Source organism: Pseudomonas sp. MPB26 (assembly GCF_046605355.1).
Classification (GTDB): domain Bacteria; phylum Pseudomonadota; class Gammaproteobacteria; order Pseudomonadales; family Pseudomonadaceae; genus Aquipseudomonas; species Aquipseudomonas cedrina.
This window is the reverse complement of record NZ_CP176793.1, coordinates 1,538,805-1,564,692: the sequence shown is the minus strand read 5'-3', so window position 1 is coordinate 1,564,692 and position 25,888 is coordinate 1,538,805. Positions and strand designations below refer to the sequence as shown.

The 25,888-nt window shown below is 62.3% G+C and carries 21 protein-coding genes; 20 read left to right on the top strand and 1 reads right to left on the bottom strand.

Annotation, left to right across the window (positions count from 1 at the left end):
* Positions 1-14 precede the first annotated feature (14 nt).
* The 5 genes from ACLH0H_RS07225 to ACLH0H_RS07205 all read left to right on the top strand — a co-directional run bounded on the left by ACLH0H_RS07225 (position 15) and on the right by ACLH0H_RS07205 (position 7,046).
* Positions 15-3,542 carry a DUF2339 domain-containing protein gene (locus tag ACLH0H_RS07225; protein WP_411381513.1) on the top strand — a complete coding sequence of 1,176 codons (3,528 nt, stop codon included), beginning with the start codon at positions 15-17 and terminating at the stop codon, positions 3,540-3,542.
* Complete coding sequence (locus tag ACLH0H_RS07220) at positions 3,542-4,894, top strand: DUF3999 domain-containing protein (RefSeq protein WP_411382381.1); 1,353 nt, start codon at positions 3,542-3,544, stop codon at positions 4,892-4,894. Before ACLH0H_RS07225 ends, ACLH0H_RS07220 begins: the two co-directional genes overlap by 1 nt.
* 110 nt (positions 4,895-5,004) lie before the next feature.
* Entirely contained in the window at positions 5,005-6,015 is a 1,011-nt protein-coding gene (locus ACLH0H_RS07215; RefSeq protein WP_411381512.1) for a class 1 fructose-bisphosphatase, read from the top strand.
* A 176-nt stretch (positions 6,016-6,191) separates the two neighbouring features.
* Positions 6,192-6,446, top strand: a complete 255-nt coding sequence (locus ACLH0H_RS07210; protein WP_076951672.1) for a hypothetical protein — start codon at positions 6,192-6,194, stop codon at positions 6,444-6,446.
* Between the two features lie 30 nt (positions 6,447-6,476).
* Complete coding sequence (locus tag ACLH0H_RS07205) at positions 6,477-7,046, top strand: lipocalin family protein (RefSeq protein WP_411381511.1); 570 nt, start codon at positions 6,477-6,479, stop codon at positions 7,044-7,046.
* Between the two features lie 130 nt (positions 7,047-7,176).
* Here ACLH0H_RS07205 and ACLH0H_RS07200 read toward each other — a convergent pair whose 3' ends face one another.
* Positions 7,177-8,541 (bottom strand): formimidoylglutamate deiminase, encoded by a 1,365-nt coding sequence (locus ACLH0H_RS07200; RefSeq protein WP_411381510.1) that lies wholly within the window; start codon positions 8,539-8,541, stop codon positions 7,177-7,179.
* Between the two features lie 147 nt (positions 8,542-8,688).
* On the opposite strand from ACLH0H_RS07200, the gene hutC reads away from it, so the two are divergent.
* The 15 genes from hutC (at position 8,689) to dtd (ending at position 25,616) form a co-directional block, all read left to right on the top strand.
* Positions 8,689-9,399: a histidine utilization repressor gene (gene hutC / locus ACLH0H_RS07195; RefSeq protein WP_197678495.1), complete on the top strand. Its 711-nt coding sequence runs from the start codon at positions 8,689-8,691 to the stop codon at positions 9,397-9,399.
* Positions 9,396-9,956, top strand: a complete 561-nt coding sequence (locus ACLH0H_RS07190) for a HutD family protein (RefSeq protein ID WP_411381509.1) — start codon at positions 9,396-9,398, stop codon at positions 9,954-9,956. The genes hutC and ACLH0H_RS07190 overlap by 4 nt, the downstream gene beginning before the upstream one ends.
* 397 nt (positions 9,957-10,353) lie before the next feature.
* Positions 10,354-12,024: a urocanate hydratase gene (gene hutU / locus ACLH0H_RS07185; RefSeq protein WP_411381508.1), complete on the top strand. Its 1,671-nt coding sequence runs from the start codon at positions 10,354-10,356 to the stop codon at positions 12,022-12,024.
* Positions 12,025-12,207: 183 nt separating this feature from the next.
* Positions 12,208-13,653, top strand: a complete 1,446-nt coding sequence (locus ACLH0H_RS07180; RefSeq protein ID WP_411381507.1) for a purine-cytosine permease family protein — start codon at positions 12,208-12,210, stop codon at positions 13,651-13,653.
* A 69-nt stretch (positions 13,654-13,722) separates the two neighbouring features.
* On the top strand, positions 13,723-14,688 hold the full coding sequence (locus ACLH0H_RS07175; RefSeq protein WP_411381506.1) for an ABC transporter substrate-binding protein: 966 nt from the start codon (positions 13,723-13,725) through the stop codon (positions 14,686-14,688).
* Between the two features lie 71 nt (positions 14,689-14,759).
* Positions 14,760-15,611 carry an ABC transporter permease gene (locus ACLH0H_RS07170; protein ID WP_076951684.1) on the top strand — a complete coding sequence of 284 codons (852 nt, stop codon included), beginning with the start codon at positions 14,760-14,762 and terminating at the stop codon, positions 15,609-15,611.
* Positions 15,608-16,432 (top strand): quaternary amine ABC transporter ATP-binding protein, encoded by an 825-nt coding sequence (locus tag ACLH0H_RS07165; RefSeq protein ID WP_411381505.1) that lies wholly within the window; start codon positions 15,608-15,610, stop codon positions 16,430-16,432. The genes ACLH0H_RS07170 and ACLH0H_RS07165 overlap by 4 nt, the downstream gene beginning before the upstream one ends.
* A gap of 145 nt (positions 16,433-16,577) precedes the next feature.
* Entirely contained in the window at positions 16,578-18,086 is a 1,509-nt protein-coding gene (gene hutH / locus ACLH0H_RS07160) for an HAL/PAL/TAL family ammonia-lyase (protein WP_411381504.1), read from the top strand.
* Between the two features lie 55 nt (positions 18,087-18,141).
* Entirely contained in the window at positions 18,142-19,674 is a 1,533-nt protein-coding gene (hutH, locus tag ACLH0H_RS07155; protein ID WP_411381503.1) for a histidine ammonia-lyase, read from the top strand.
* Between the two features lie 14 nt (positions 19,675-19,688).
* Positions 19,689-20,894: an imidazolonepropionase gene (hutI, locus tag ACLH0H_RS07150; RefSeq protein ID WP_411381502.1), complete on the top strand. Its 1,206-nt coding sequence runs from the start codon at positions 19,689-19,691 to the stop codon at positions 20,892-20,894.
* A gap of 26 nt (positions 20,895-20,920) precedes the next feature.
* The gene (gene hutG, locus ACLH0H_RS07145) at positions 20,921-21,721 is read left to right on the top strand and encodes an N-formylglutamate deformylase (RefSeq protein ID WP_411381501.1); all 801 of its coding nucleotides are present in this window, start codon (positions 20,921-20,923) and stop codon (positions 21,719-21,721) included.
* Between the two features lie 188 nt (positions 21,722-21,909).
* Positions 21,910-22,845 (top strand): choline ABC transporter substrate-binding protein, encoded by a 936-nt coding sequence (gene choX, locus ACLH0H_RS07140; protein ID WP_411381500.1) that lies wholly within the window; start codon positions 21,910-21,912, stop codon positions 22,843-22,845.
* Between the two features lie 332 nt (positions 22,846-23,177).
* Entirely contained in the window at positions 23,178-24,107 is a 930-nt protein-coding gene (locus tag ACLH0H_RS07135) for an alpha/beta hydrolase (protein ID WP_411381499.1), read from the top strand.
* A 103-nt stretch (positions 24,108-24,210) separates the two neighbouring features.
* Entirely contained in the window at positions 24,211-25,182 is a 972-nt protein-coding gene (gene pip, locus ACLH0H_RS07130) for a prolyl aminopeptidase (RefSeq protein ID WP_411381498.1), read from the top strand.
* Entirely contained in the window at positions 25,179-25,616 is a 438-nt protein-coding gene (dtd, locus tag ACLH0H_RS07125) for a D-aminoacyl-tRNA deacylase (protein ID WP_411381497.1), read from the top strand. The genes pip and dtd overlap by 4 nt, the downstream gene beginning before the upstream one ends.
* The last annotated feature ends 272 nt before the right edge of the window (positions 25,617-25,888 follow it).

Below are 25,888 nucleotides of genomic sequence, written 5' to 3'. Positions count from 1 at the left end.
AGGGAATATCGACCATGCAATGGATTTTCATGCTACTGGGCCTGGTGCTCGGTTGGACGCTCGACGAGTCGTTCAGCGATGCGGGCATCGGTGCGCTGTTGGGGCTCGGCATCGGCCAGGCCATCCGCCTGGCCAAGCTGTCGGCCCAGGCGGATCAGCAAGCGCTTGCGTTGGAAACCACCCAGAAGGCACTGATCGCGCTGGGCGAGCGTCTGCGACTGCTGGAAGTGCCCGCGTCGTCAAGCAATGTCATTGTCGAAGCACCCACTCCTGAACTTGCCCCTGAACCGGTACCTGCCGCCGAGGCGCCCGAATTGGTCTGGGAGTTGCCGACCGCAGTGGCGCCCATGGCGAAGGTCACCGAGGCGAGCCAAGCGTTACCGGAACATGTCTGGACACCTCTCCCAACCCTCCATGTGCCGCAAGAGCCGGTCATCCCGCGCGGTCCCAACCTGATCGAACGTGCCATCAGCGGCGCGCGCAATTGGCTGTTCGGCGGCAACACGGTGCTGCGCGTCGGTGTGGTGCTGTTGTTCCTTGGCCTGGCCTTCCTGCTGCGCTATGCCACCGAAGGCATGGTGGTGCCGATCGAGGTGCGTTACGCCGGCGTAGCCGCGGCCGCACTCGGCCTGCTGGGCCTGGGCTGGTGGCTACGGCTGCGCAACAGCAACTACGGGTTGATGCTGCAAGGCACCGGCATTGCGGTGTTGTACCTGACGGTATTCGCCGCGATGCGCCTGCATCCGCTGATCGACCCGAGCGCGGCCCTGGGCCTGCTGGTGGCGGTCACGGTGTTTTCGGCGATCCTGGCGATTACCCAGGACGCGCTGGGGTTGGCTTGCGCGGCGGCATTGGGCGGTTTTGCCGCCCCGATTCTTACGTCCACCGGCGCCGGCAACCATGTGGCGCTGTTCAGTTATTTCGCCTTGCTCAATACCGGCATCCTTGCCATCGCCTGGTTCAAGGCCTGGCGCTTGCTCAACCTGATCGGTTTTGTTGGGACTTTCGGCATCGGCTTCGCGTGGGGCATGCGTTCCTACACGCCGGAACTGCTGTGGAGTACCGAGCCGTTCCTGATCCTGTTCTTCCTGATGTATCTGGCGATCGGCCTGTTGTTCGCCCGGCGCAAGCTGGTGGAAATGGGTGATGCCCCCGAAGGGCGTGATGCGTTGCTGCGTTGGTCGGCAGCCAAAGGTGATTACGTCGACGGCAGTATGCTGTTCGGCCCGCCGCTGGTGGGCTTTGGCTTGCAGTTTGCGCTGGTGCAGCACCTGGAGTTCGCCGCCGCGTTCAGTGCGCTGGGCCTGGGTATTATCTACATGGGCCTGGCGCGGTTGCTGAGCGGCGGGCGTGCCTTGCTGCTGGCGGAAACCTGCCTGGCCCTGGGCGTGATCTTTGCCAGCCTGGCAATTCCCCTGGGCCTCGATGCGCGCTGGACCGCTGCGGCGTGGGCGGTGGAAGGCGCCGGGATCTTCTGGCTGGGCCTGCGTCAACAGCGGCCACTGGCGCGGGCTTTCGGCTTGTTGCTGCAAGTGGGCTCGGCGCTGGCGTTCCTCAGCGAGCTAAGCCTCGGCGAGCACACCTTGCTCGATGGCGCCCCATTGGGTGCGCTGATGCTGGGCGCGGCGTTGCTGTTCAGCTTTGATCAGTTGCGCAAGGCGTCCCCTGAACAGGCGACGGCATCGGAACGTAAAGGCCTGCCGGTTTTGGCGAGCCTTGGCTTGAGCTTTTTGTACCTGCTTGCTCCCATGCTGCTCGATACCCAGGGCACGGCGGTCAGTTGGGCGCTCGCGGGCCTGGCGACGCTGTTCGTTGGCCTGCGCATCGGTTCGCGTACGTTCCTGTTCACGGCGTTTGGCGTGCAGTTGCTCGGCGGTGCGTTGTTCCTGCTGCACCTGCAAGGTGGCGACGGGACGGCGGTGTTCAATGCCGGCTGGAGTGGCTTGCTCACGGCCTCGCTGATCGGGCTGGCCTTGATCGGCGGGATGCTGATGGCGGCGCGCGATGACCAGGTGCGCGGCGATGTGCGCCTGTTGCGCGGCTTGTCGGTGGTGCTGCTTGCGGGCCTCGTCCTGATCAATCTCGCCGTGCTGTTCGTGCTGCCATGGCAAAGCGCTAGCGGTGTGTGGGCGGCCAGCGGTTTGTTGATCATTTGGCTCAGCCTGTACCTGCAACAGCGCGTCAGCTTTGTGTTCGGCTTGCTGTTGCAACTGATTGGCGGCGGCTCATTCCTGCTGTCGGTACCGGAGCTGCTCGGGCCGTTGACCGGTGAAGGCTTGCGCCCATTGGCCCACAGTGGTTTCTGGACGCCGATGGTGCTGGGCCTGGCCGCATTGGTCGGTGCCTGGCGCTTGCAGCGTGAGCCTCATGCGCCCGTGTTCGCCGTGTTGAAACTGCAACGCTTGTCCGACTTGCTGCTGGTGTGGGGGACGGCGTGGTGGACGATGGCGCTGGCCGGTGAAGTGCTGCGGTTTGTTCCAAATGAACTGCGCGGTGCTTTCCTGCTCGGCATCGCTGTCGCCAGCGTGGCGATCTGGACGCTGTTGGCGGCACGTCTGCGTTGGGCGTCGCTGGGCATGCTCTGCACCTTGCTGATGCCAGCGGCGGGCTTGGTGCTGCTGGTCTCGGCGCACACCTATTACCACCCGGCGGCGCAGTACGGCTGGCTGGCCTGGCCGGCCGTGTTCGTGGTGCATTTTGTTTCGCTGCGGCGCTTGGCAACGGTGGTGCCGGGCAGGGCGCTGGGCATCGCCCATGTGCTGGGCTGCTGGATGTTGATCGGCCTGCTGGCGCTGGAATTGCGCTACGGCCTGCTGCGTTTCTCGGCCGAATACAACGCCTGGCGCTGGTTGGGCTGGGCAATTCTGCCAAGTCTCTACCTGGTACTGGCCGCCGCGCCGCGCAACTGGCCGTGGCCGGTGTCGGCCTATCCGCGCGAATATCGCGTGCTCGCGGCACTGCCATTGGCCGTGCTGATGCTCGGTTGGTTCTGGCTGGCAAACAGCTTCAGCGACGGCACGGCCGACCCGTTGCCCTATGTGCCGTTGTTAAACCCGCTGGACCTGGGTCTGTTGTTCGCGCTGCTGGGAGTGTACGTGTGGTCGCGCAGCGTGGCGCCGCAACGCGGGCCGCGGGCCGAGTTGCTTGCCCAAGGCGTGGCGGGGCTTTCACTGTTTGCGTTCTTCACCACGCTGGTGATGCGCACCGCGCACCATTGGGGCGCGGTGCCGTTTGAGCTGGACGCGTTGCTCGAATCGATGTTGGTGCAAGCCGGCCTGTCTATCATATGGACCTTGATCGCCCTGGGCCTGATGATCGGCGGCCACCTGCGCCATCGTCGCGAGGTGTGGTTGATCGGCGCGGCGCTGATTGCGGTGGTGGTGGCCAAGTTATTCTTTGTCGAACTGAGCAATCGTGGCGGCCTGGCGCGGATCGTGTCGTTTATTGGCGTCGGCGGCTTGTTGCTGGTGGTGGGCTATTTTGCGCCGCTGCCGCCCAAGCGTGCCGAACCTGTGCTGGAAACTGAAGGAGCAGCCTCTTGATCGGTAAGTTGAGCGTGGCCCTGTTGGGCATGTGTGCGACGTGGTCGGCGTGGGCCCAGGAGCGCCCGGCGGATTTCGCCAGCCAGGTGCCACTGAGCATCAGCGGCAACGGCCCTTGGTATCGCCTGGAATTGCCGTTGGACGTGCAATTGAATGCGCGTCAGGCCGACCTGAGCGATGTGCGTGTCTTCAACGCGGCCGGGGAACCTCAGGCGTATGCGTTGTCGCGCCAGTCGTCCCAGCGCACCGAAAGCCGCAATGTCACGGACGTGAAGTGGTTCCCGCTGTACGCCGCCGACACCCGGCAGGCCTTGCCCGGCGTGGTGATGAAAACCACCCGCGAAGGCACCCTGGTGGAAATCAAGCCGGGCACGGCGGCGAAAACCGGCAAGCAGGTCCTGCGCGGTTGGGTGCTGGACGCCAGCGCGATCAAGGCGCCCTTGCAGCAACTGAGCCTGGACTGGAGCGGCGAGCAAGATGGCTTCCAGCGTTTCAGCATTGAAGCCAGCGACGACTTGCAGCACTGGCAATCCTGGGGCGATGGGCAAGTGGCGCGCTTGTCGTTTGCCGACGAGCGCGTCGAGCAGCATGACGTCAGCCTGCCGGGGCAATCGGCGCGGTACCTGCGTCTGGTGTGGCAAGGCCAGGCGGCGCCGCTGCTGACCTCCGCCAAACTGGCAAGCGCCACCAGCAGCAGCCTGCCGGCCCCGCTGGGGTGGTCGCAGCCGTTGGCTGGCACGCGACTCAAGGCCGGCGAATACAGCTGGCAGTTGCCCACGGGTCTGAATGTGGAGCGCGTGCGTATCGAACTGAAGCAACCCAACACGCTGGCGCCGGTGACGGTGTCGGGGCGAGGTGATGCCAAGCAAGCGTGGCAGCCCTTGAGCAATGGGTTGTTGTACCGCCTGTCCCAGAACGGCCAGGACCTGGTGCAGGATGAGTTGCAGTTGCCGGGCCAGGTCGTCAGTCAGCTCAGGGTGCAGGTTGACGAGCGCGGCGGTGGCCTGGGCGCGCAAGCGCCAGCTTTGCGTTTCGCGGTACGCACGACCCAGCTGGTGTTCCTGGCGCGGGGAGAGCCGCCGTTCAGCCTGGCATTGGGGAATGCCTCGGTGAAGGCCGCCAACCTGCCGCTGTCGACGCTGATCCCGGACTACAGCGCCGAGCGCCTCAAGGCGCTGGGGCAAGCCAGCATTGCGGGGGCGGTCGCCGTCACGTCGCCTGCGGTTGTGGCGGCTGTCGAGAGCGGGCCGAACTGGAAAAAACTCGGCCTGTGGGCCGTATTATTGCTGGGCGTGGCCGCGCTGGGCGCCATGGCCTACAGTTTGCTGCGCAAGCCGCCGGCGGCAGGTTAAATAAAGTCCATGAACTCTATTGGGTTTAAATCCTCTGATAGGAGGAAATACGCCCAGACTCGCGCTAAACTGCGCGGGTTTTCAAGCCCCCCCATTGTCCGGAGCCTTACATGTCCCGCGTTACCTTGAGTCGCTATTTGATCGAGCAGACCCGCAGCAACAACACGCCTGCCGATCTGCGCTTCCTTATCGAAGTGGTGGCGCGTGCCTGCAAGGAAATCAGCCACGCCGTGTCCAAAGGCGCACTGGGTGGTGTCCTGGGCAGCATGGGCACTGAAAACGTGCAGGGCGAAGTACAGAAGAAGCTCGACGTGATCTCCAACGAGATCCTGCTCGAGGCCAACGAATGGGGCGGTCACCTGGCCGGCATGGCGTCCGAAGAAATGGACAATGCCTACCAGATCCCGGGCAAATACCCCAAAGGCGCCTATTTGCTGGTGTTCGACCCACTGGACGGCTCGTCCAACATCGACATCAACGCCCCGGTCGGCACCATCTTCTCGGTACTGCGTTGCCCGAACGAATACCTGAGCCAGAACGAAGCCCTGAACGAAAAGGCCTTTTTGCAGCCAGGCACCGAGCAGGTCGCTGCCGGCTACGCGATCTACGGCCCGCAGACCATGCTGGTGCTGACCCTGGGCGACGGGGTCAAGGGCTTCACCCTGGACCGTGAAATGGGCAGCTTCGTGTTGACCCACGAAGACATCACCATTCCTGCGTCCACCCAGGAATTCGCGATCAACATGTCCAACCAGCGCCACTGGGAAGCACCCGTCACCCGCTACGTGGGCGAGTTGATGGCCGGCGAAGAAGGCCCGTTGAAGAAAAACTTCAACATGCGCTGGGTCGCCGCGATGGTAGCCGACGTGCACCGCATCCTGACCCGTGGTGGCTTGTTCATGTACCCACGCGACAGCCGCGAGCCATCCAAGCCGGGCAAGCTGCGCCTGATGTACGAAGCCAACCCGATGTCCTTCCTGGTCGAACAGGCCGGCGGCGCCTCCACCGACGGCCACCAGCGCATCCTCGACATCCAGCCCGAAGGCCTGCACCAGCGTGTGGCGGTGTTCCTGGGTTCCAAGGAAGAAGTTGAGCGTGTGACGGCTTACCACAAGAAGTAAGTTGCCGCGATGAGTGATCGGCGTTGTTGTGAGCCGGTTCACCCTTGAAGAAGCCCCGAAACGTTTCAGCGTTTGCGGGGCTTTTTTGTTTTCGTTCGTCGGGAACCAGACACCTCTTTTCCCTTCTAAGCTTCTGGCAGATACCCAGGCTGCTTCGTCCCTCCAGGAGTTTTTCCATGTCGTTACGCCGTCTCGCTCTGCTGGCTTTTTGCGTGCTGTTGGCCGCTTGCAGCAAGGTCAATCAAGAAAACTACGAAAAATTGTCGGCTGGCATGGCCAAGGCAGAGGTGGAGTCGTTGTTGGGCAAGCCGACCGATTGTTCCGGCGCACTGGGCATGTCCAGCTGCACCTGGGGCGATAAAAACAGCTTTATCAGCGTTCAATATGCCGGTGACAAGGTTCTGATGTTTTCCGGGCAAGGCCTGAAGTAAACCGGGGCGAGAGCCTGCGGGAGAAGAAGAATGATGCGTTTTGTTTTGTTCCTTTGCGCCAGCCTGTTTTTGGCGGGCTGCGCCAGCCATTCTGGCGATGATCTGCAACCCAAGACCGCGAACAACGTCAACCTTAAGCGTTACCAGGGCACCTGGTATGAGTTGGCGCGATTGCCGATGTACTTCCAGCGCAACTGTGCGCAGTCCGAAGCCCGCTACACGCTGTTGCCCGATGGCGACATGTCGGTGTTCAACCGCTGCCTGACGACTGAGTGGAAGTGGGAAGAAGCCAAGGGTACCGCCACGCCGCAAGTGCCGGGCAAGACCGATAAGCTCTGGGTGGAATTCAACAACTGGTTTACCGCGTTGTTGCCCGGCGTCGCCAAGGGCGATTACTGGGTGTTGTATGTGAGCGACGACTACAAGACCGCGCTTGTCGGCAGCCCGAGCCGACGCTACATGTGGGTCTTGTCGCGCACGCCGACGGTGAGCGCCGATACTCGCGAAGACCTGCTGAGCAGGGCGCGGCAACAGGGGTATGACACTACGCGATTGATCTGGCGTACTTCGGACAAGCAGATGGCGAAGACCTCGCAGTAATCCAGGATCACCGCTGATCAAACTGTGGGAGCGGGCTTGCTCGCGAATGCAGTCTGTCAGTTGATGAATAAGTCGACTGACACTCCGCATTCGCGAGCAAGCCCGCTCCCACATTGGTTATGCGTCGTTCTTAACCCAGCAGTTCTCTCAAGACTTGCGTAAACGCCCGGCTGCTTTCCTCTTCGCCGGCATGCCGCCCATCGCGCACTACCCACTTTCCGTTCACTAGCACATCACGCACCTGGCGATCGCCACCCGCAAACAACCAGCGGTTGAGAATCCCATCCTCCGTCGCCGTTGCCAGGTACGGATCGTTGCCATCCAGCACCAGCCAATCTGCACGCCTGCCCACTTCCAATCGGCCGATCGACTGGCCCAGTGCCTGGGCGCCACCATCCAGTGCGGCATCGAATAGCGTACGGCCGACCATTGGCTGATCATTGCGATACAGACGATTGCGCCGTTGATCGCGCAGGCGCTGGCCATATTCAAGCCAGCGCAGTTCTTCCACCACGCTCAATGACACATGGCTGTCGGACCCGATGCCCATGCGCCCGCCCTGTGCGAGAAAATCCACCGCCGGGAAAATCCCGTCGCCCAAATTGGCCTCGGTGGTCAGGCACAAACCGGCAATCGCGCGGCTCCGGGCCATGCGCGTGACTTCATCCGCATCGGCGTGAGTGGCGTGCACCAGGCACCAGCGCTCATCCACGTCGACATTGTCATATAGCCATTGCAGCGGGCGCTTGCCGCTCCAAGCCAGGCAATCGTCGACTTCTTTCTGCTGCTCGGCGATGTGGATATGCACCGGGCAGGCTTTATCGCTGGCGGCGAGCACGTGATTGATTTGCTCGGGCGTGACCGCACGCAACGAGTGAAAGCAAAGGCCCAATTGCTGGGCCGGCTGGGCGGCTAGGAGTGGCTTGAGGCGCGCCTGCAGGTCCAGATAATGCTCGGTGCTGTTGATGAACCGCCGCTGGCCTTCATTCGGCGCCTGGCCACCAAACCCCGAGTGGGTATAGAGCACGGGCAGCAACGTCAGGCCGATGCCGCTGTCCGCCGCCGCCTGGCTGATTTGCCGCGACAGCTCGGTACGATCGGCGTACGCCTGGCCCGTGACATCGTGATGGACGTAATGAAACTCGGCAACCGAGGTATAGCCGGCCTTGAGCATCTCGATATACAGCTGACGCGCGATCACCTGCAATTGCTCCGGGCTGATCTGGCCGACCATGCGGTACATCAAGTCGCGCCAGGTCCAGAAACTGTCATTCGGGTTACCGGCCACTTCGGCCAAACCGGCCATGGCGCGTTGGAATGCATGGGAGTGCAGGTTCGGCATGCCCGCCAACACCGGGCCTCTCAGCCTTTCGGCGGCATCGAAGCTGGCATTGGCCTCGACCTTTGTCAGCAGGCCTTCGGCACTGACTTCAAGGCGTACATCATTGGCCCATCCACTAGGCAGCAGCGCGCGTTCGGCGAAAAAAGCGGACATGATCAGAACACTCCGGTCGTGTGTTTATTTGTATATACATATACAGACGTTTGCCTGCTCGGTAAACTCCGGCAATCTATGCATCTTTTCCCCTTGCAAGGATTCCCTGTGCCGACTCCGCCCGCCAAGTCTTCGCTGGCTGCCCACATGGACGAAAGTCCGGCGCCCTTGTATGCCCGCGTCAAACAGATGATCAGCCAGCAGATCCTCAGCGGCAACTGGCCACCCCATTACCGCGTACCGTCCGAGAGTGAACTGGTCAGCCAGCTGGGTTTCAGCCGCATGACCATCAACCGCGCCCTGCGCGAGCTCACCGCCGAAGGTCTGCTGGTGCGCATGCAGGGCGTCGGCACCTTCGTCGCCGAGCCCAAGAGCCAGTCGGCGTTGTTCGAAGTGCATAACATTGCCGATGAGATCGCTTCGCGCGGTCACCGGCATACCTGCCAGGTCATCCACCTGGGCGAGGAGGCTGCCGGTTCCGAGCGCGCTGTTGCCCTGGAAATGCGCGAAGGCGGGCGGGTGTTTCATTCGTTGATCGTGCACTTCGAAAACGATATTCCCGTGCAAATCGAGGACCGTTTCGTCAACGCCCTGGTCGCCCCGGAATACCTGCAACAGGATTTCACCCAGCAAACGCCGTACGCCTATCTCAACCAGGTTGCACCGCTGACCGAAGGCGAGCACGTGGTCGAAGCCATTCTTGCCGATGCGGCCGAGTGCAAGCTGCTGCAGATCGAGCCTACCGAACCCTGCCTGTTGATCCGCAGGCGCACTTGGTCGGGCCGCCAGCCAGTGACCGCCGCGCGTTTGATCCACCCCGGTTCCCGCCACAGCCTGGAAGGACGGTTCAGTAAATGAGTACGCTAAACATCCGGCGCGCCGCCGACTATGTGCGCATGCCATGGAAAAATGGCGGCGGCAGTACTGAAGAAATCACCCGGGATGCCGGCGAGGGCCTTGAGGGCTTTGGCTGGCGCCTGTCGATCGCCGACATCGCCGAGTCGGGCGGTTTCTCCACCTTCGCCGGTTACCAGCGTGTCATCAGCGTGATCAAAGGCGCGGGCATGGTCCTGACCGTGGATGGCGAAGAGCAGCGCGGCTTGTTACCGCTGCAGCCCTTCGCGTTCAAGGGTGACAGCCAGGTGTCATGCCGCTTGATTACCGGGCCGATCCGCGATTTCAACCTGATCTATTCGCCCCAGCGATACCACGCGCGCTTGCAGTGGATGGATGGCGTGCAGCAGTTTTTCAGCACGGCGCAGACGGTGCTGGTGTTCAGTGTGGCGGATGAGGTGAAGGTGTTGGACCAGACGTTGGGTCATCACGATTGCCTTCAGATTGACGGTAACACCGGCTTGCTCGATATCTCTGTCAGTGGCCGCTGCTGCATCATCGAACTGACCGCACGTGGTTAAAAATGTGGGAGCGGGCTTGCTCGCGAATGCGGTGTATCAGTAGCAGATAAGCTGGCTGACCCACCGCATTCGCGAGCAAGCCCGCTCCCACATTGGGTTCTACATCACTCTCACGTCCTGTTTCCAGTGCGCACCATTTTGTTACCGAATGCCCCAGCGTGGCGCAAAACCGCGCTGCCGTGACAAGCCGCCCTCCCAGCAAAACCCCTCAACAAGAAGTTTCATCAGGCCTCAAAGCCCAGATTTTCAAGGCCCCCACGCACTTTCCCGAAAAATCCCAACCGCTCCCCGCAAAAGTTGGCCGCTTGATTGCATATGCTTGTATGTACAAGTAAAGGTGTGTGCGTAAGAGTCGTCTTCGCACCAAAGCATGCGCATCGATCGAGGAGTTTTTGTTGTGACCAAGCCTACTAAATACCGTGATGTCGAAATCCGCGCCGCTCACGGTAACAAGCTCACCGCCAAAAGCTGGCTGACCGAAGCGCCGCTGCGCATGCTGATGAACAACCTCGACCCGCAAGTGGCCGAGAACCCCAAGGAACTGGTGGTATACGGCGGCATCGGCCGGGCCGCGCGTAACTGGGAATGCTACGACCAGATCGTCGAGAGCCTCACGAACCTGAACGACGACGAAACCCTGCTGGTGCAATCCGGCAAACCGGTCGGCGTGTTCAAGACCCACAGCAACGCCCCGCGTGTGCTGATCGCCAACTCCAACCTGGTGCCGCACTGGGCCAGCTGGGAGCACTTCAACGAACTGGATGCCAAGGGCCTGGCCATGTACGGCCAGATGACCGCCGGCAGCTGGATCTACATCGGCAGCCAGGGCATCGTCCAAGGCACTTACGAAACGTTCGTCGAAGCCGGTCGCCAGCATTACGACAGCAACCTCAAAGGCCGTTGGGTGTTGACCGCAGGTTTGGGCGGCATGGGCGGCGCACAACCGTTGGCCGCCACCCTGGCCGGCGCGTGCTCGCTGAACATCGAGTGCCAGCAGGTCAGCATCGATTTCCGTTTGAACAGCCGCTATGTCGACGAGCAAGCCACCGACCTCGACGACGCCCTGGCGCGCATCGCCAAGTACACCCAGGAAGGCAAGGCCATCTCCATCGCTCTGCTGGGTAACGCGGCTGAAATCCTGCCGGAGCTGGTCAAGCGCGGTGTGCGCCCGGACATGGTCACCGACCAGACCAGCGCCCACGACCCACTTAACGGCTACCTGCCGGCCGGTTGGACCTGGGACGAGTACCGCGCCCGAGCGAAGACCGAACCGGCGGCCGTGATCAAGGCCGCCAAGCAATCGATGGCGGTGCACGTCCAAGCCATGCTGGACTTCCAGAAGCAAGGCATCCCGACCTTCGACTACGGCAACAACATCCGCCAGATGGCCCAGGAAGAAGGCGTGCAGAACGCCTTCGACTTCCCTGGCTTCGTACCGGCCTACATCCGCCCGTTGTTCTGCCGTGGCATCGGCCCGTTCCGTTGGGCGGCGCTGTCCGGCGACCCGCAAGACATCTACAAGACCGACGCCAAGGTTAAAGAGCTGATCCCGGACGACGCCCACCTGCACAACTGGTTGGACATGGCCCGCGAGCGCATCAGCTTCCAGGGCTTGCCGGCGCGGATCTGCTGGGTCGGCCTGGGCCAGCGCGCCAAGCTGGGCCTGGCCTTCAACGAAATGGTGCGCAGCGGCGAATTGTCGGCGCCGGTAGTGATCGGCCGTGACCACCTCGACTCCGGCTCGGTCGCCAGCCCCAACCGCGAAACCGAAGCCATGCAGGACGGCTCCGACGCCGTGTCCGACTGGCCACTGCTCAATGCCTTGCTCAACACCGCCAGCGGCGCGACCTGGGTCTCGCTGCACCACGGCGGCGGCGTGGGCATGGGCTTCTCCCAGCATTCGGGCATGGTCATTGTTTGCGACGGTACCGATGAAGCAGCCGAGCGGATTGCCCGCGTGCTGCACAACGACCCGGCCACCGGCGTGATGCGTCATGCAGACGCGGGCTATCAGATTGCGATCGATTGCGCCAAGGAGCAGGGCCTGAACCTGCCGATGATCAAATAACGATTGGTTCGGTTTCTGTGGGAGCTGGCTTGTGTGGGAGCTGGCTTGCCTGCGATGGCATCACCTCGGTTTGACTGAGAAACCGAGTCGCCTGCATCGCAGGCAAGCCAGCTCCCACAAAAAACAGCGCTCCCACAGAAAAACAATGTGCACACCTGACAATCCACCAGAGGTTGAACACACATGGCTGCAAACGACACCACCCCGTTGATCGAAAGGCGTTCGATCGACTACATCCCGGAAGCGGAAAGACACGGTCGTCTCTTGAGCCAATTCACCCTGTGGATGGGCGCCAACCTGCAGATCACCGCGATTGTCACCGGGGCCCTGGCCGTGGTGCTGGGCGGTGATGTGTTCTGGTCATTGATCGGCCTGTTGATCGGCCAACTGATCGGCGGCGGCGTCATGGCGTTGCATGCGGCGCAAGGGCCCAAGCTTGGCCTGCCGCAGATGATCTCCAGCCGCGTGCAATTCGGTGTCTATGGCGCGGCGATTCCGATCGTGCTGGTCTGTTTGATGTACCTCGGCTTCACCGCCACCGGTACCGTGCTGTCCGGCCAGGCGCTGGGCCAGTTGTTCGGGGTCAGCGACAGCGTGGGTATCCTGATCTTCGCCAGCGTCATCGTGCTGGTTACGGTGCTCGGTTACCGGGTGATCCATTTCATTGGCCGTGTCGCCAGCATCATTGGCGTGATTGCCTTTGTTTATCTGTTCAGCCGTCTGATCAGCCAGACCGACGTTGGCGCACTCCTGCAAATCCGTCACTTCAGTTGGAGCAGCTTTCTGCTGGCGGTATCGCTCGCGGCCTCCTGGCAAATCGCCTTCGGCCCTTATGTGGCGGACTATTCACGCTACTTGCCGAGCACTACCTCTTCGGTGAAAACCTTTCTCGCCGCGGGCGCAGGTTCCGTGATTGGCGCCCAGGTGGCGATGGTGCTCGGCGTGTTTGCCGCGGCCATGTCCAACGGCCAATTCGCCGGTCATGAAGTGGCTTACATCGTTGGCCTGAGTGGTACGGGGGCCACCGCTGCGCTGCTGTATTTCAGCATTGCCTTCGGCAAGGTCACCATCTCGACGCTGAACTCCTACGGCAGCTTCATGTGCATCGCGACCATCATCAGCGGCTTTCGCGGACGGCTGGAGGTCACACGGTTGCAGCGCCTGGTGTTCGTGCTGGCCATCGTCGGTACGGCGACCCTGATCGCGCTGCTCGGCCAGCACTCGTTCCTCGGTGCGTTCAAGTCGTTCATTCTGTTCCTGCTGGCGTTCTTCACGCCCTGGAGCGCGATCAACCTGGTGGACTACTACTGCATTACCCGCGAGCGCTATGACGTGCCGGCGCTGGCCGACCCGAACGGTCGCTATGGCCGCTGGAACCTGCTGGGTATCGGCGTGTACGTCTTCGGTGTGCTGGTGCAGTTGCCGTTCATCTCCACCAAGTTCTACACAGGCCCCCTGGTGGCCGCGCTGGGTGACGTGGATATCTCCTGGATCATCGGCCTGGTGCTTCCCGCCGCCGTGTATTACTTGTGCGCGAAAAAATGGCACAGCGCTGTACCCGATCAACTGATCCTGCCGCCAGAGCAGGGCACTACACCCATAAAAGCCGGGCTGGCCGTACAAGCCTGATGGGACGTGGACAGGGCAGGACGCCTACTGACTGCCGTAATCCATTTCAAGATTGGGAGCGTCACAACAATGAAAATGACTAAGACCCTGTTGGCCACACTGTTTGCTACGGGCTTACTGGCCTCTGCGGGCGCCCAGGCGGCCGGTTGGTGCGAATCGGGCAAGCCGGTGAAATTCGCGGGCTTGAACTGGGAAAGCGGCATGTTGCTCACCGACATCCTGCAGACCGTGCTGGAAAAAGGCTACGACTGCAAAACCGACAGCCTGCCGGGCAATTCCATCACCATGGAAAACGCCCTGAGCAGCAACGATATCCAAGTGTTCGCCGAAGAATGGGTCGGCCGCAGTGAAGTCTGGAACAAGGCCGAGAAGGCCGGCAAGGTCATCGGCGTCGGCGCACCGATTGTTGGCGCGATCGAAGGCTGGTACGTGCCGCGTTATGTGATCGAAGGCGACGCCAAGCGCAAGCTTGCGCCTAAGGCACCTGACCTGAAAAACATCGCCGACCTGGCCAAGTACGCCTCAGTGTTCAAGGACCAGGAAGAGCCGTCCAAGGGCCGCTTCTATAACTGCCCGGCCGGCTGGACCTGCGAGCTGGACAACAGCGAAATGCTCAAAAGCTACGGCCTGGAAAGCACTTACACCAACTTCCGCCCAGGCACCGGCCCGGCGCTGGATGCGGCAGTGCTGTCGAGCTACAAGCGTGGCGAGCCGATTCTGTTCTACTACTGGTCGCCCACGCCATTGATGGGCCAGGTCGACCTGGTCAAGCTGGAAGAAAAACCCGGTGTGGATAAAACCGTGAGCATCAAGGTCGGCCTGTCCAAGACCTTCCACGAGCAGGCCCCGGAACTGGTGGCCGTGCTGGAAAAGGTCAACCTGCCGATCGACCTGCTCAACCAGAACCTGGGGCGCATGGCCAAGGAGCGCATCGAATCGCCGAAACTGGCGAAGATCTTCCTCAAGGAACATCCTGAAGTCTGGCACGCCTGGGTCAGTGAAGACGCCGCCAGGAAAATCGACGCGGCCTTGTAGGTCGAGCGCGCCCGGCTACCCTCAGAGGTGGCCGGGCGACTGGCCGCACCCCACTGGATCGAGAGCACGCTATGTTTCCTGAGAGTTTTACGTTTTCCATCGCCGACTGGGTCAACGGTTGGGTGGACTCGCTGGTCACCAACTACGGTGATGTGTTCCGGCATATCTCCGACACTCTGCTATGGGCCATCGTCAACCTGGAAGGCTTGCTGCGCGCAGCGCCCTGGTGGCTGATGCTCGCCATCGTCGGCGCCGTGGCCTGGCACGCCACGCGCAAGGTGGTGACCACGGCGGTGATCGTCGGCCTGCTGTTCCTGGTCGGCGCGGTCGGCCTGTGGGACAAGCTGATGCAGACCCTGGCCTTGATGCTGGTCGCCACGGTGATCTCGGTGCTGATCGGCATTCCGCTGGGCATCCTGTCGGCGCGCAGCAATCGCCTGCGTTCGGTGCTGATGCCGCTGCTGGACATCATGCAAACCATGCCCAGCTTCGTGTACCTGATCCCGGTGCTGATGCTGTTCGGCCTGGGCAAGGTTCCGGCGATCTTCGCCACGGTTATCTACGCCGCGCCGCCGCTGATCCGCCTCACCGACCTGGGCATTCGCCAGGTCGACGGCGAAGTCATGGAAGCCATCAACGCCTTTGGCGCCAACCGCTGGCAACAACTGTTCGGCGTGCAACTGCCGCTGGCGCTGCCCAGCATCATGGCCGGCATCAACCAGACCACCATGATGGCGTTGTCGATGGTGGTAATCGCCTCGATGATCGGCGCCCGTGGCCTGGGTGAAGACGTACTTGTCGGCATCCAGACCCTCAACGTTGGCCGTGGCCTCGAAGCCGGGCTGGCGATCGTGATTCTCGCTGTGGTCATCGACCGCATTACCCAGGCCTATGGTCGTCCACGGCACGAGGCGAACAAATGACTACTGTCAGCAAAATCGAAGTCAAGAACGTCTTCAAGATCTTCGGCAATCGCGCCAAGGATGCGCTGGCCCTGATTGGTCAGGGCAAGACCAAGGACCAGGTGCTGGCCGAGACCGGTTGCGTGGTCGGCGTCAACGACCTGTCGCTGAGCATCGCCACCGGAGAGATCTTCGTGATCATGGGCTTGTCGGGCTCCGGCAAGTCGACCCTGGTGCGCCACTTCAACCGGCTGATCGACCCCACCAGCGGCGCGATCCTGGTGGACGGCGAAGATATCCTGCAACTGGACATGGAAGCCCTGCGCCAATTCCGTCGGCACAAGATCAGCATGGTGTTCCAGAGCTTCGGCCTGCTGCCCCACAAGAGCGTCCTCGACAATGTCGCCTACGGCCTCAAGGTGCGTGGCGAAACCAAGCAGGTGTGCGCCGAACGCGCATTGCACTGGATCGAAACCGTGGGCCTCAAGGGCTACGAAAACAAGTACCCGCACCAGCTATCCGGCGGCATGCGCCAGCGCGTCGGCCTGGCCCGCGCGTTGGCGGCGGATACCGACATCATCCTGATGGACGAGGCCTTCAGCGCCCTCGACCCGTTGATTCGCGCCGAGATGCAGGACCAATTGCTGGAGCTGCAAAAGACCTTGCACAAGACCATCGTATTCATCACCCACGACCTCGACGAGGCGGTGCGCATCGGTAACCGCATTGCGATCCTCAAGGACGGTAAGCTGATCCAGGTCGGCACGCCGCGCGAGATCCTGCATTCGCCGGCGGATGAGTATGTGGATCGGTTTGTCCAGCGGCGGGCGGCGGTGGTCTGACCCGGTTTTTGTGGTGAACCGGCTGGCGCCATCGCGTGCAAGCCCGGCTCCCACATTTGATCGGGTTCACACAGTCCACATGTGGGAGCTGGCTTGCCTGCGATAGGGCCGGTAAGGCTGCAAAAGAACTCAAGAAGGTGTGAAGATGCCCCAGGCACAAACAATCACCATCGCCGACACCCCGCTACGCTGGCAGGACGTGGTCGCCGTCGCCCGCCACGGTGCATTGCTCGAACTTTCGGGCCAGGCCTGGGCGCGTATCGACAATGCCCAGGCCATCGTGCAACGCATCGTCACCAGCGGCGAGCGTGCCTATGGCGTGAACACCGGCCTGGGTGCGCTGTGCAATGTGTCGCTGCAAGGCGAACAACTCAGTGAACTGTCGCGCAATACCCTGCTCAGCCATGCCTGCGGTGTCGGGCCGGTGCTCAGTGATGAGCAGACCCGCGCGATCATCTGCGCCGCCATCATCAACTACAGCCACGGCAAATCCGGGCTGCATCCGCAGGTGGTGCACGCGCTGCTGGCGCTGCTCAACCACGGCATCACGCCACAGGTGCCGTCCCAGGGTTCCGTGGGTTACCTGACCCATATGGCCCATGTCGGCGTGGCGCTGCTCGGCGTCGGCGACGTCAGCTATCGCGGCCAGGTGGTGACAGCGCAGGAGGCATTGGCCGCCGAAGGTTTGCAGCCGGTGGTACTGGGCGCCAAGGACGGCCTGTGCCTGGTCAACGGCACGCCGTGCATGACCGGCCTGAGCTGCCTGGCCCTGGCTGACGCGCATCACCTGCTGCAATGGGCCGACGTGATCGGCGCCATGAGCTTCGAAGCCCTGCGCGGTCAGATCGATGCCTTCGATGCAGAAATCATCGCGCTCAAGCCGCACCCTGGCATGCAACAAGTGGGCATCAACTTGCGCGCCTTGCTCGATGGCAGCGAAGTGATCGCCAGCAGCAAAGGCATCCGCACCCAGGACGCCCTGAGCCTGCGCTCGATCCCGCAGATCCACGGCGCGGCCCGCGATCAGGTTGAACACGCGACCCGCCAGATCGACACCGAACTCAATAGCGCTACCGACAACCCATTGTTGCTCGGCACGCCGGAGCATTACCGCGTGGTGTCGCAGGCCAACCCGCACGGGCAGTCCGTGGCGCTGGCGGCCGACCTGCTGGCGATCGCCATGGCCGAAATCGGCTCGGTGGCCGAACGTCGCCTCGACCGCCTGATCAACCCGCACGTCAGCGGTTTGCCGGCGTTTCTGGTCAGCAACCCTGGAGTCAATTCCGGGATGATGATCGTGCAGTACGTCGCCGCTTCCCTGTGCGCGCAGAACCGCCAGTTGGCGCAACCGGCGGTACTCGACAACTTTGTCACCTCGGGTTTGCAGGAAGACCACCTGAGCATGGGCACCAATGCTGCGCTCAAGCTGCACCAACTGCTGGCCAACGTTACGCAGATCCTCGCCATCGAGTACTTGCTGGCGGCCCAGGCATTCGAGTTCCTCAAGGACCAGCGCTTCGGCACCGGCACCGACCGCGCCTGGCGCTTGCTGCGTAAAGGGGTCCCCGCGTACGAACAGGATCGCTGGCTGGCGCCGGATATTGCCAGCGCCGCCGATGTGATCAAAAACACCGCACTGCCGGATGTGCACTGAACACTGATTTTTTCAAAAGAAGTATTCAAAAGAACAATTCACAAGGAGAACGAATGTGACTGCGCTAAACCTGATTCCAGGCCAACTGAGCCTCGCCCAACTGCGTGCCATCTACCGGCAGCCGGTAACCCTCAGCCTGGATGACAGCGCCACGGCGCAGATCGACGCCAGTGTGGCCTGCGTGGAACAGATTCTCGCCGAGAACCGCACCGCCTACGGCATCAACACCGGTTTCGGCCTGCTGGCCTCGACCCGCATCGCCAGCGCCGACCTGGAAAACCTGCAGCGTTCGCTGGTGCTGTCCCATGCCGCCGGCGTCGGTGAGCCGATCAGCGACGCGCTGGTGCGCCTGGTCATGGTGCTCAAGGTCAACAGCCTGAGCCGTGGCTTCTCCGGCATTCGCCGCCAGGTGATCGACGCGTTGATCGCACTGATCAACGCCGAGGTATACCCGCACATTCCGTTGAAGGGCTCGGTCGGTGCATCCGGCGACTTGGCGCCGTTGGCGCACATGTCCCTGGTGCTGCTGGGCGAAGGCAAGGCGCGCTACAAAGGTGAGTGGCTGGAGGCGCCCGAAGCGCTGAAAGTCGCCGGCCTCACGCCGCTGACCCTCGCCGCCAAGGAAGGCCTGGCGTTGCTCAACGGCACCCAGGTGTCGACCGCCTATGCCTTGCGTGGCCTGTTTGAAGGCGAAGATTTGTTCGCCGGCGCTTTGGTGTGCGGCGGACTCACCGTCGAAGCCGTGCTGGGTTCGCGCTCACCGTTCGATGCGCGTATTCATGCCGCGCGCGGCCAGCGCGGGCAGATCGATTCCGCGGCGGCCTATCGCGAGCTACTGGGCGAAAGCAGCCAGGTTTCCCAATCGCACCAAAACTGCGACAAGGTGCAGGACCCTTACTCCCTGCGCTGCCAGCCCCAAGTCATGGGCGCCTGCCTGACCCAGTTCCGCCAGGCCGCCGAGGTGCTGGTGGTGGAAGCCAACGCCGTGTCGGACAACCCGTTGGTGTTTGCAGCCGAGGGCGACGTGATCTCGGGCGGCAACTTCCACGCCGAACCGGTGGCCATGGCTGCCGATAACATGGCGCTGGCGATCGCTGAGATCGGCTCGCTGAGCGAGCGACGTATCTCGCTGATGATGGACAAGCACATGTCGCAACTGCCGCCGTTCCTGGTCGGCAATGGCGGCGTCAACTCCGGTTTCATGATCGCCCAGGTGACGGCCGCCGCGCTCGCCAGCGAGAACAAGGCGCTGGCCCATCCCCATAGTGTCGACAGCCTGCCGACGTCCGCCAACCAGGAAGACCATGTGTCCATGGCCCCGGCGGCCGGCAAGCGCTTGTGGGAAATGGCGGAGAACACCCGTGGCGTTCTGGCGGTTGAATGGCTGGCAGCCTGCCAGGGCCTGGACCTGCGCGACGGCCTGAAAACCTCGCCTGTGCTTGAACAGGCACGCGCCATCCTGCGCGACAAAGTGGCGTTCTACGACAAGGACCGTTTCTTCGCCCCGGACATCATCGCCGCCAGCGAACTGCTCGCCAGCCGCTGTCTGAATGAGCTGGTGCCGGCCAAGTTGCTGCCAAGCCTGTAGCCGAGGAGAGGTTCATGAAAACCCTTTGGCAACACTGTCACGTCGCAACCATGGCCCACGGCAACTACTCGATCATCGAGGATGCCGCCATGGTGACTGCCGGTTCGCTCATCGAGTGGATCGGCCCCCGCAGCCAGCTACCCACGGCGGATTACGCCCAGGTGCATGACCTGCAAGGCGCGTGGGTCACGCCCGGGCTGATCGACTGCCACACGCACACGGTGTTTGGCGGTAACCGCAGCGGCGAATTCGAGCAGCGTCTGCAAGGCGTGAGCTACGCCGAAATCGCGGCCAAGGGCGGCGGTATCGCCAGCACCGTGCGTGCAACCCGTGCCGCGACGGAAGATGAGCTGTTTGTCAGTGCTGAAAAACGCCTGCGCAGTCTGTTGCGCGACGGTGTTACTACCGTGGAGATCAAGTCCGGCTACGGCCTGGACCTGGTCAATGAGCGCAAGATGCTGCGGGTGGCGCGGCGTCTCGGCGAAGCGCTGCCGGTCAGCGTGCGCGCCACGTGCCTGGCGGCCCACGCGTTGCCGCCGGAGTACAAGGACCGCGCCGACGACTACATCGACCACATTTGCGCCGAGATGCTGCCCGCATTGGCAGCAGAAGGGCTGGTGGACGCGGTGGATGCGTTCTGCGAATACCTGGCGTTTTCCACCGAACAGGTGGAACGCGTGTTCAAGGTTGCCCTGCAACTTGGCCTGCCGGTGAAGCTGCACGCCGAGCAACTCTCGTCGTTGCACGGCTCCAGCCTGGCTGCGCGGTACCACGCGTTGTCGGCGGATCACCTGGAATTCATGACTGAAGAAGACGCCATCGCCATGGCCGCCGCCGGCACCGTCGCGGTATTGCTGCCGGGCGCGTTCTATTTCCTGCGTGAAACCCAGTTGCCGCCGATGGAGGCCTTGCGCAAGCACGGGGTGAAGATCGCTATCGCCAGCGACCTCAACCCCGGCACCTCACCGGCCTTGTCGGTGCGCCTGATGCTCAACATGGCCTGCACCCTGTTTCGCATGACCCCGGAAGAGGCCCTGGCCGGCGCCACGCAACATGCGGCCACCGCGCTGGGCATGGGCGACACCCATGGCTCCCTGGAAGCGGGCAAGGTCGCCGATTTCGTGGCCTGGCAGATTGATCGCCCCGCCGACCTGGCTTACTGGCTGGGTGGCGAGTTGGATAAACGCGTCGTGCGCCATGGCGTCGACGTCACTGTTTAAACTGCCTTGTGAATAAGGAGACTGTTGTGGATAAGGTCCTGAATTTCCAACAAGGCCGCGTGCCGCTGCTGATCAGCATGCCCCACGCCGGCCTGCGCCTCACGCCTGCGGTCGAGGCCGGGCTGATCGCCGAGGCGCAAAGCCTGCCGGACACCGACTGGCACATCCCCACGCTGTATGACTTTGCCCAATGGCTGGGCGCCAGCACCCTGGCGGCGGAGTACTCGCGGTTCGTCATCGACCTGAACCGGCCGTCCGATAACACGCCGCTCTACGCGGGCGCCACCACCGGCCTGTACCCGGAGACGCTGTTCGACGGCGTGCCGTTGTTTCGTGAGGGGCAGACCCCGAGCGAGACTGAGCGCGCCAGTTACCTGCAGAAGATCTGGGGCCCGTATCACCGCACGCTGCAGGAAGAGCTCGCCCGCCTCAAGGCCGAGTTCGGTTATGCGCTGTTGTTCGATGCGCACTCGATCCGCTCGGTGATCCCGCACCTGTTCGACGGCAAGCTGCCTGACTTCAACCTCGGCACCTTTAATGGCGCGGCGTGTGATCCTGAACTGGCCAGCCAGTTGGAAGCCATCTGCGCCGCGCATCCCCAGTACACCCATGTGTTGAACGGGCGCTTCAAGGGCGGCCATATCACTCGGCACTATGGTGACCCGGCGCAGGATATCCACGCGGTGCAGCTGGAGTTGTGCCAGAGCACGTACATGGAAGAGGTTGAGCCATTTCCCTATCGCCCGGATCTGGCCGAGCCGACGCGGGTGGTGTTGAAGCAACTGCTGGAAGGGTTGCTGGCCTGGGGGCAGAAGCGTTACGGCTGAAATCGCTATCGCAGGCAAGCCAGCTCCCACACTTGGATGTGTTCACAAATCAAAAGGTGGGAGCTGGCTTGCCTGCGATAGCGGCCCCACAGTCGCCGCAGTGCAACTGCCGGTCGCCACAGGTCGTGTTGCTCAAGGCCTCACTGGGTAAGGTTGTGAACTGAAAACCGCCGAGTGAGCCGCCACCCATGAAAAAACTGTTGTTGACCCTCACCGGCGCCGCACTGCTCAGTGCGCAAGCCATGGCCGCAGAACCTGCCTCTTGCAAGAACATCCGCATGGGGGTGGTCAGCTGGACTGACGTAGTCGCCACTTCCGGCATGGCCGACGTGCTGCTCAATGGCCTGGGTTACAACAGCAAACAGACCAGCGCCGTGCAGCAAATCATCTTTGCCGGCATCCGCGACAAGCGCCTGGATATCTTCCTCGGCTACTGGAAACCGGCGATGGACAACAACATCGCGCCGTTCCTGGCGGCCAGGCAGGTCAAGGTATTAGCCGCCCCGAGCCTCGCCGACGCCCAGGCCACCCTGGCCGTACCCCAGTACGTGGCCGATGCGGGCTTGAAGACCTTTGCCGACATTGCCCGTTTCAAGGACAAATTGGGCGGCAAGCTCTATGGTATCGAGCCAGGCAGCGGCGCCAACACCGATATCCAGAACATGATCGACACCAACCGCTTCGGCCTTGGCGGCTTCAAGTTGGTAGCCTCGGGCGAAGCAGGGATGTTGGCCGCTGTGCAGCGAGCGGTGAACCGCAAGGAGTTCGTGGTGTTCGTTGGCTGGACCCCGCACCCGATGAACATCAACATGAAAATGGCCTATCTCACCGGCAGTGAAGGTGTGTTCGGCCCTGACGAAGGCCGGGCCACCGTCTCCACCGTCACCGCGCCGGACTTTGCCGAGCGCTGCCCCAATGCCAACCGCTTGCTGGAAAACCTCACCTTCACCGCCGCCCAGGAAAGCCAGTTGATGGTACCGATCATGGAGCGTGAATCGCCCCAGGACGTGGCCAGGCAATGGTTGCGCGATCATCCCGGGGATTTGCAGCGCTGGCTCAAAGGCGTAACGGCGTTCAATGGCACGGACGGCATGGCAGCCGTGCAGGCCAGCCTCGAACTCTGAGCCGAACGTTCCAGCCAGAACAACACCGGACACCTGTGGGAGCCGGGCTTGCCCTAATGCCAGTCAGTTAAGCGCAATCCCCTGTGGGAGCGGGCTTGCTCGCGAAAGCGGTGGGTCAGTCAACATCAATGTTTGCTGTGCCGACGTCTTCGCGAGCAAGCCCGCTCCCACATTTGATCTTCGTTGCTTTAAGCATTGCGTTCGCTTAACTGATCGGCATTAGGGCTTGCCCGCGATGGCGGTGGGCCAGTCACCGGACATGTCGGCTGAAAGGCCGCTATCGCAGGCAAGCCAGCTCCCACATTGAATCCCGGCGCTCAGGAGATTCATGCATGTACCCGATTTCTGCGCAACTTGCGGCCTTCGTCGCCCAAACCGAGTCCTTCATCGGTGATGATTCCTCCCTGGCCGGCCTGCGCCAGAACTACAACCGCATGTGCCAGGCGTTCACCCCGCCCGTGCCTGGGGACGTGCGTGTGTCGGACTTTTCACTTGCCGGCGTGGATGTGCGTAGTTATCTCCCCGAGGGTCCCGCCCCGACGGAGGGCTGGCCATGCCTTCTCTATATACACGGCGGCGGCTGGGTTGTTGGCGGCCTGGACTCCCACGACTTCATTTGCTTCGAGCTGGCCGCTGCGTTGCACATACTGGTCATCGCCATCGATTACCGGCTGGCTCCCGAACACCCGTTCCCGGCCGCCTATCAGGATTGTCGCGCCGTATGGCAGGCCATCCACGCCGGGCATGGGCCACATGCCATCAACCTGCAGCGCCTGTTGGTGGCGGGCGACAGTGCGGGCGGCAATCTGGCGGCGGCGTTGTGCCTGGGCTTGCGCGACGCCGGGCAACCGCAGCCTCGGGCCCAGGTTTTGATTTACCCCGCGTTGGGCGGCCCCTGCGACTTGCCGTCGCGGCTTGACTGCAGGGACGCGCCATTGCTCAGCAGCGCTGACAGCGACGCTTACCTGGCGCTGTACCTGTCGGGTAGCGGCGAGCCGTCGCCCTACGCCATGCCACTGCTGGCCGAAAATTTCAGCGGCTTACCCAAGGCCTTCATCGCCGTGGCCCAGTTCGACCCGCTGCGCGACGACGGCATGCTCTACGCTGAACGCCTGCAAGCATCTGGCGTGGCCACCGTGTTGCACCCCGGCAAGGGCCTGGTCCACGGCTGCCTGCGGGCGAGGCACCAGGTGCCCGAGGTGGACCGGCTCTACGATGACCTGTTGAATTACCTGAGGAACGAAGGGCTGACACAGGTCTAAGCGCTCAAGAACATGCTCATTGCACAATTCGGGTTTATAGTGCCAAACGGCAAAATAAAAGACGTCCCCCCAGGGATGAACCCGACCCCCTACGGAGCGCGCAATGCAGACTTGGTACCCGCAGATCAAACCCTACGCCCGGCATGATCTGGCAGTCGATGACACCCACACGCTGTACGTCGATGAAAGTGGCTCCCCCGAAGGCTTGCCCGTCGTATTCATCCATGGTGGTCCTGGCTCCGGTTGTGATGCCCAGAGCCGCTGCTATTTCGACCCGAACCTGTACCACATCGTCACGTTCGACCAGCGTGGCTGCGGACGCTCCACCCCGCGCGCCAGTCTGGAAAACAACACCACCTGGGACCTGGTCGCCGACCTTGAGCGCATCCGCGAGCACCTGGGTATCGAAAAATGGGTGCTGTTCGGTGGTTCCTGGGGCTCGACCCTGGCCCTGGCCTATGCGCAAACCCACCCAGATCGTGTGCACGGCCTGATCGTGCGCGGCATTTTCCTGGCACGCCCGCAGGATATCGAATGGTTCTACCAGTCCGGCGCGAGCCGCCTGTTCCCGGATTACTGGCAGGACTACATCGCGCCGATCCCTGTCGAGGAGCGCCACGACATGATCGCGGCCTACCACAAGCGCCTCATCGGCAACGATCAGATCGCCCAGATGCACGCGGCCAAGGCCTGGTCGGGCTGGGAAGGGCGCATGCTCGGCCTGTGTCCGAGCCCGCAGCATGTGGAGCGGTTTTCCGAGCCGCAGCGCGCCCTGTCCATCGCGCGGATCGAGTGCCATTACTTCACCAACAACTCTTTCCTGGAGCCCAACCAGCTGATTCGCGACATGCACAAGATCGCCCATCTGCCTGGCGTCATCATTCATGGGCGCTACGACATGATCTGCCCGCTGGATAATGCCTGGGAATTGCACCAGGCCTGGCCCAACAGCGAGCTGCAGGTGATTCGCGAAGCTGGCCATGCAGCGTCCGAACCCGGCATCACCGATGCCTTGGTGCGTGCGACCAGCGAAATGGCGCGGCGCTTGCTCGATCTGCCGCCAGAAGAAGCATGAAGGGCTTGCTGCAACGGGTGCGAGGCGCCCGGGTCGAGGTGGCGGGCGAAATCGTCGGGGCGGTCGACCAGGGATTGCTGGTGCTGGTGGCCGTCGAACCTTCAGATACGCCCGAGAGCGCCGATAAACTGTTGCACAAGCTGTTGAACTACCGGGTGTTCAGCGACGGCGAAGGCAAGATGAACCTGTCATTGAAGGACGTTGACGGCGGTTTGTTGCTGGTATCGCAGTTCACCCTGGCGGCGGACACCAAAAGCGGGCTGCGGCCGAGCTTCTCCACGGCGGCCCCGCCGGCCCTGGGAGCGGCGCTTTTTGATCACTTGCTGTTACAAGCGCAACAATTGCATGGCAAGGTGGCGTCGGGGCGTTTTGGCGCCGATATGCAGGTGCATTTGGTCAATGACGGGCCTGTCACCTTCCTCCTACAGACGTGAATGTATTGAAAACGACTTTAAATGCCTAAAAACGCAGGGTTTCGCTACAAATACTTCGTTATCCCTGATGCGTTGTTTCGCGGGCTACTAGATAATCGCGCGCTACGGTGATCAGCGTTGTTTGGTCCATTTTTGACTTAGGTAGAGACTTGTCCGACGACCGATGGGGAATCATTTTGCCCAGCAAGAGTCGGAACAATGCTCGCCAACCTGGCATATAGATAGCTGGCCGTTGGTTTTTTGATCTGTTTTCGGCGAGGGTTGCTCGTGAT

Bases quoted from the DNA above. Each gene is read 5' to 3' on its own strand.
- ACLH0H_RS07200 (WP_411381510.1), bottom strand. From the start codon at position 8,541: ATGTCCGCTTTTTTCGCCGAACGCGCGCTGCTGCCTAGTGGATGGGCC.
- dtd (WP_411381497.1), top strand. From the start codon at position 25,179: ATGAAGGGCTTGCTGCAACGGGTGCGAGGCGCCCGGGTCGAGGTGGCG.
- choX (WP_411381500.1), top strand. From the start codon at position 21,910: ATGAAAAAACTGTTGTTGACCCTCACCGGCGCCGCACTGCTCAGTGCG.
- ACLH0H_RS07210 (WP_076951672.1), top strand. From the start codon at position 6,192: ATGTCGTTACGCCGTCTCGCTCTGCTGGCTTTTTGCGTGCTGTTGGCC.
- ACLH0H_RS07135 (WP_411381499.1), top strand. From the start codon at position 23,178: ATGTACCCGATTTCTGCGCAACTTGCGGCCTTCGTCGCCCAAACCGAG.
- pip (WP_411381498.1), top strand. From the start codon at position 24,211: ATGCAGACTTGGTACCCGCAGATCAAACCCTACGCCCGGCATGATCTG.
- ACLH0H_RS07190 (WP_411381509.1), top strand. From the start codon at position 9,396: ATGAGTACGCTAAACATCCGGCGCGCCGCCGACTATGTGCGCATGCCA.
- ACLH0H_RS07215 (WP_411381512.1), top strand. From the start codon at position 5,005: ATGTCCCGCGTTACCTTGAGTCGCTATTTGATCGAGCAGACCCGCAGC.
- ACLH0H_RS07205 (WP_411381511.1), top strand. From the start codon at position 6,477: ATGATGCGTTTTGTTTTGTTCCTTTGCGCCAGCCTGTTTTTGGCGGGC.
- hutC (WP_197678495.1), top strand. From the start codon at position 8,689: ATGGACGAAAGTCCGGCGCCCTTGTATGCCCGCGTCAAACAGATGATC.
- ACLH0H_RS07180 (WP_411381507.1), top strand. From the start codon at position 12,208: ATGGCTGCAAACGACACCACCCCGTTGATCGAAAGGCGTTCGATCGAC.
- hutH (WP_411381504.1), top strand. From the start codon at position 16,578: ATGCCCCAGGCACAAACAATCACCATCGCCGACACCCCGCTACGCTGG.
- ACLH0H_RS07175 (WP_411381506.1), top strand. From the start codon at position 13,723: ATGAAAATGACTAAGACCCTGTTGGCCACACTGTTTGCTACGGGCTTA.
- hutI (WP_411381502.1), top strand. From the start codon at position 19,689: ATGAAAACCCTTTGGCAACACTGTCACGTCGCAACCATGGCCCACGGC.
- ACLH0H_RS07165 (WP_411381505.1), top strand. From the start codon at position 15,608: ATGACTACTGTCAGCAAAATCGAAGTCAAGAACGTCTTCAAGATCTTC.
- ACLH0H_RS07170 (WP_076951684.1), top strand. From the start codon at position 14,760: ATGTTTCCTGAGAGTTTTACGTTTTCCATCGCCGACTGGGTCAACGGT.
- ACLH0H_RS07225 (WP_411381513.1), top strand. From the start codon at position 15: ATGCAATGGATTTTCATGCTACTGGGCCTGGTGCTCGGTTGGACGCTC.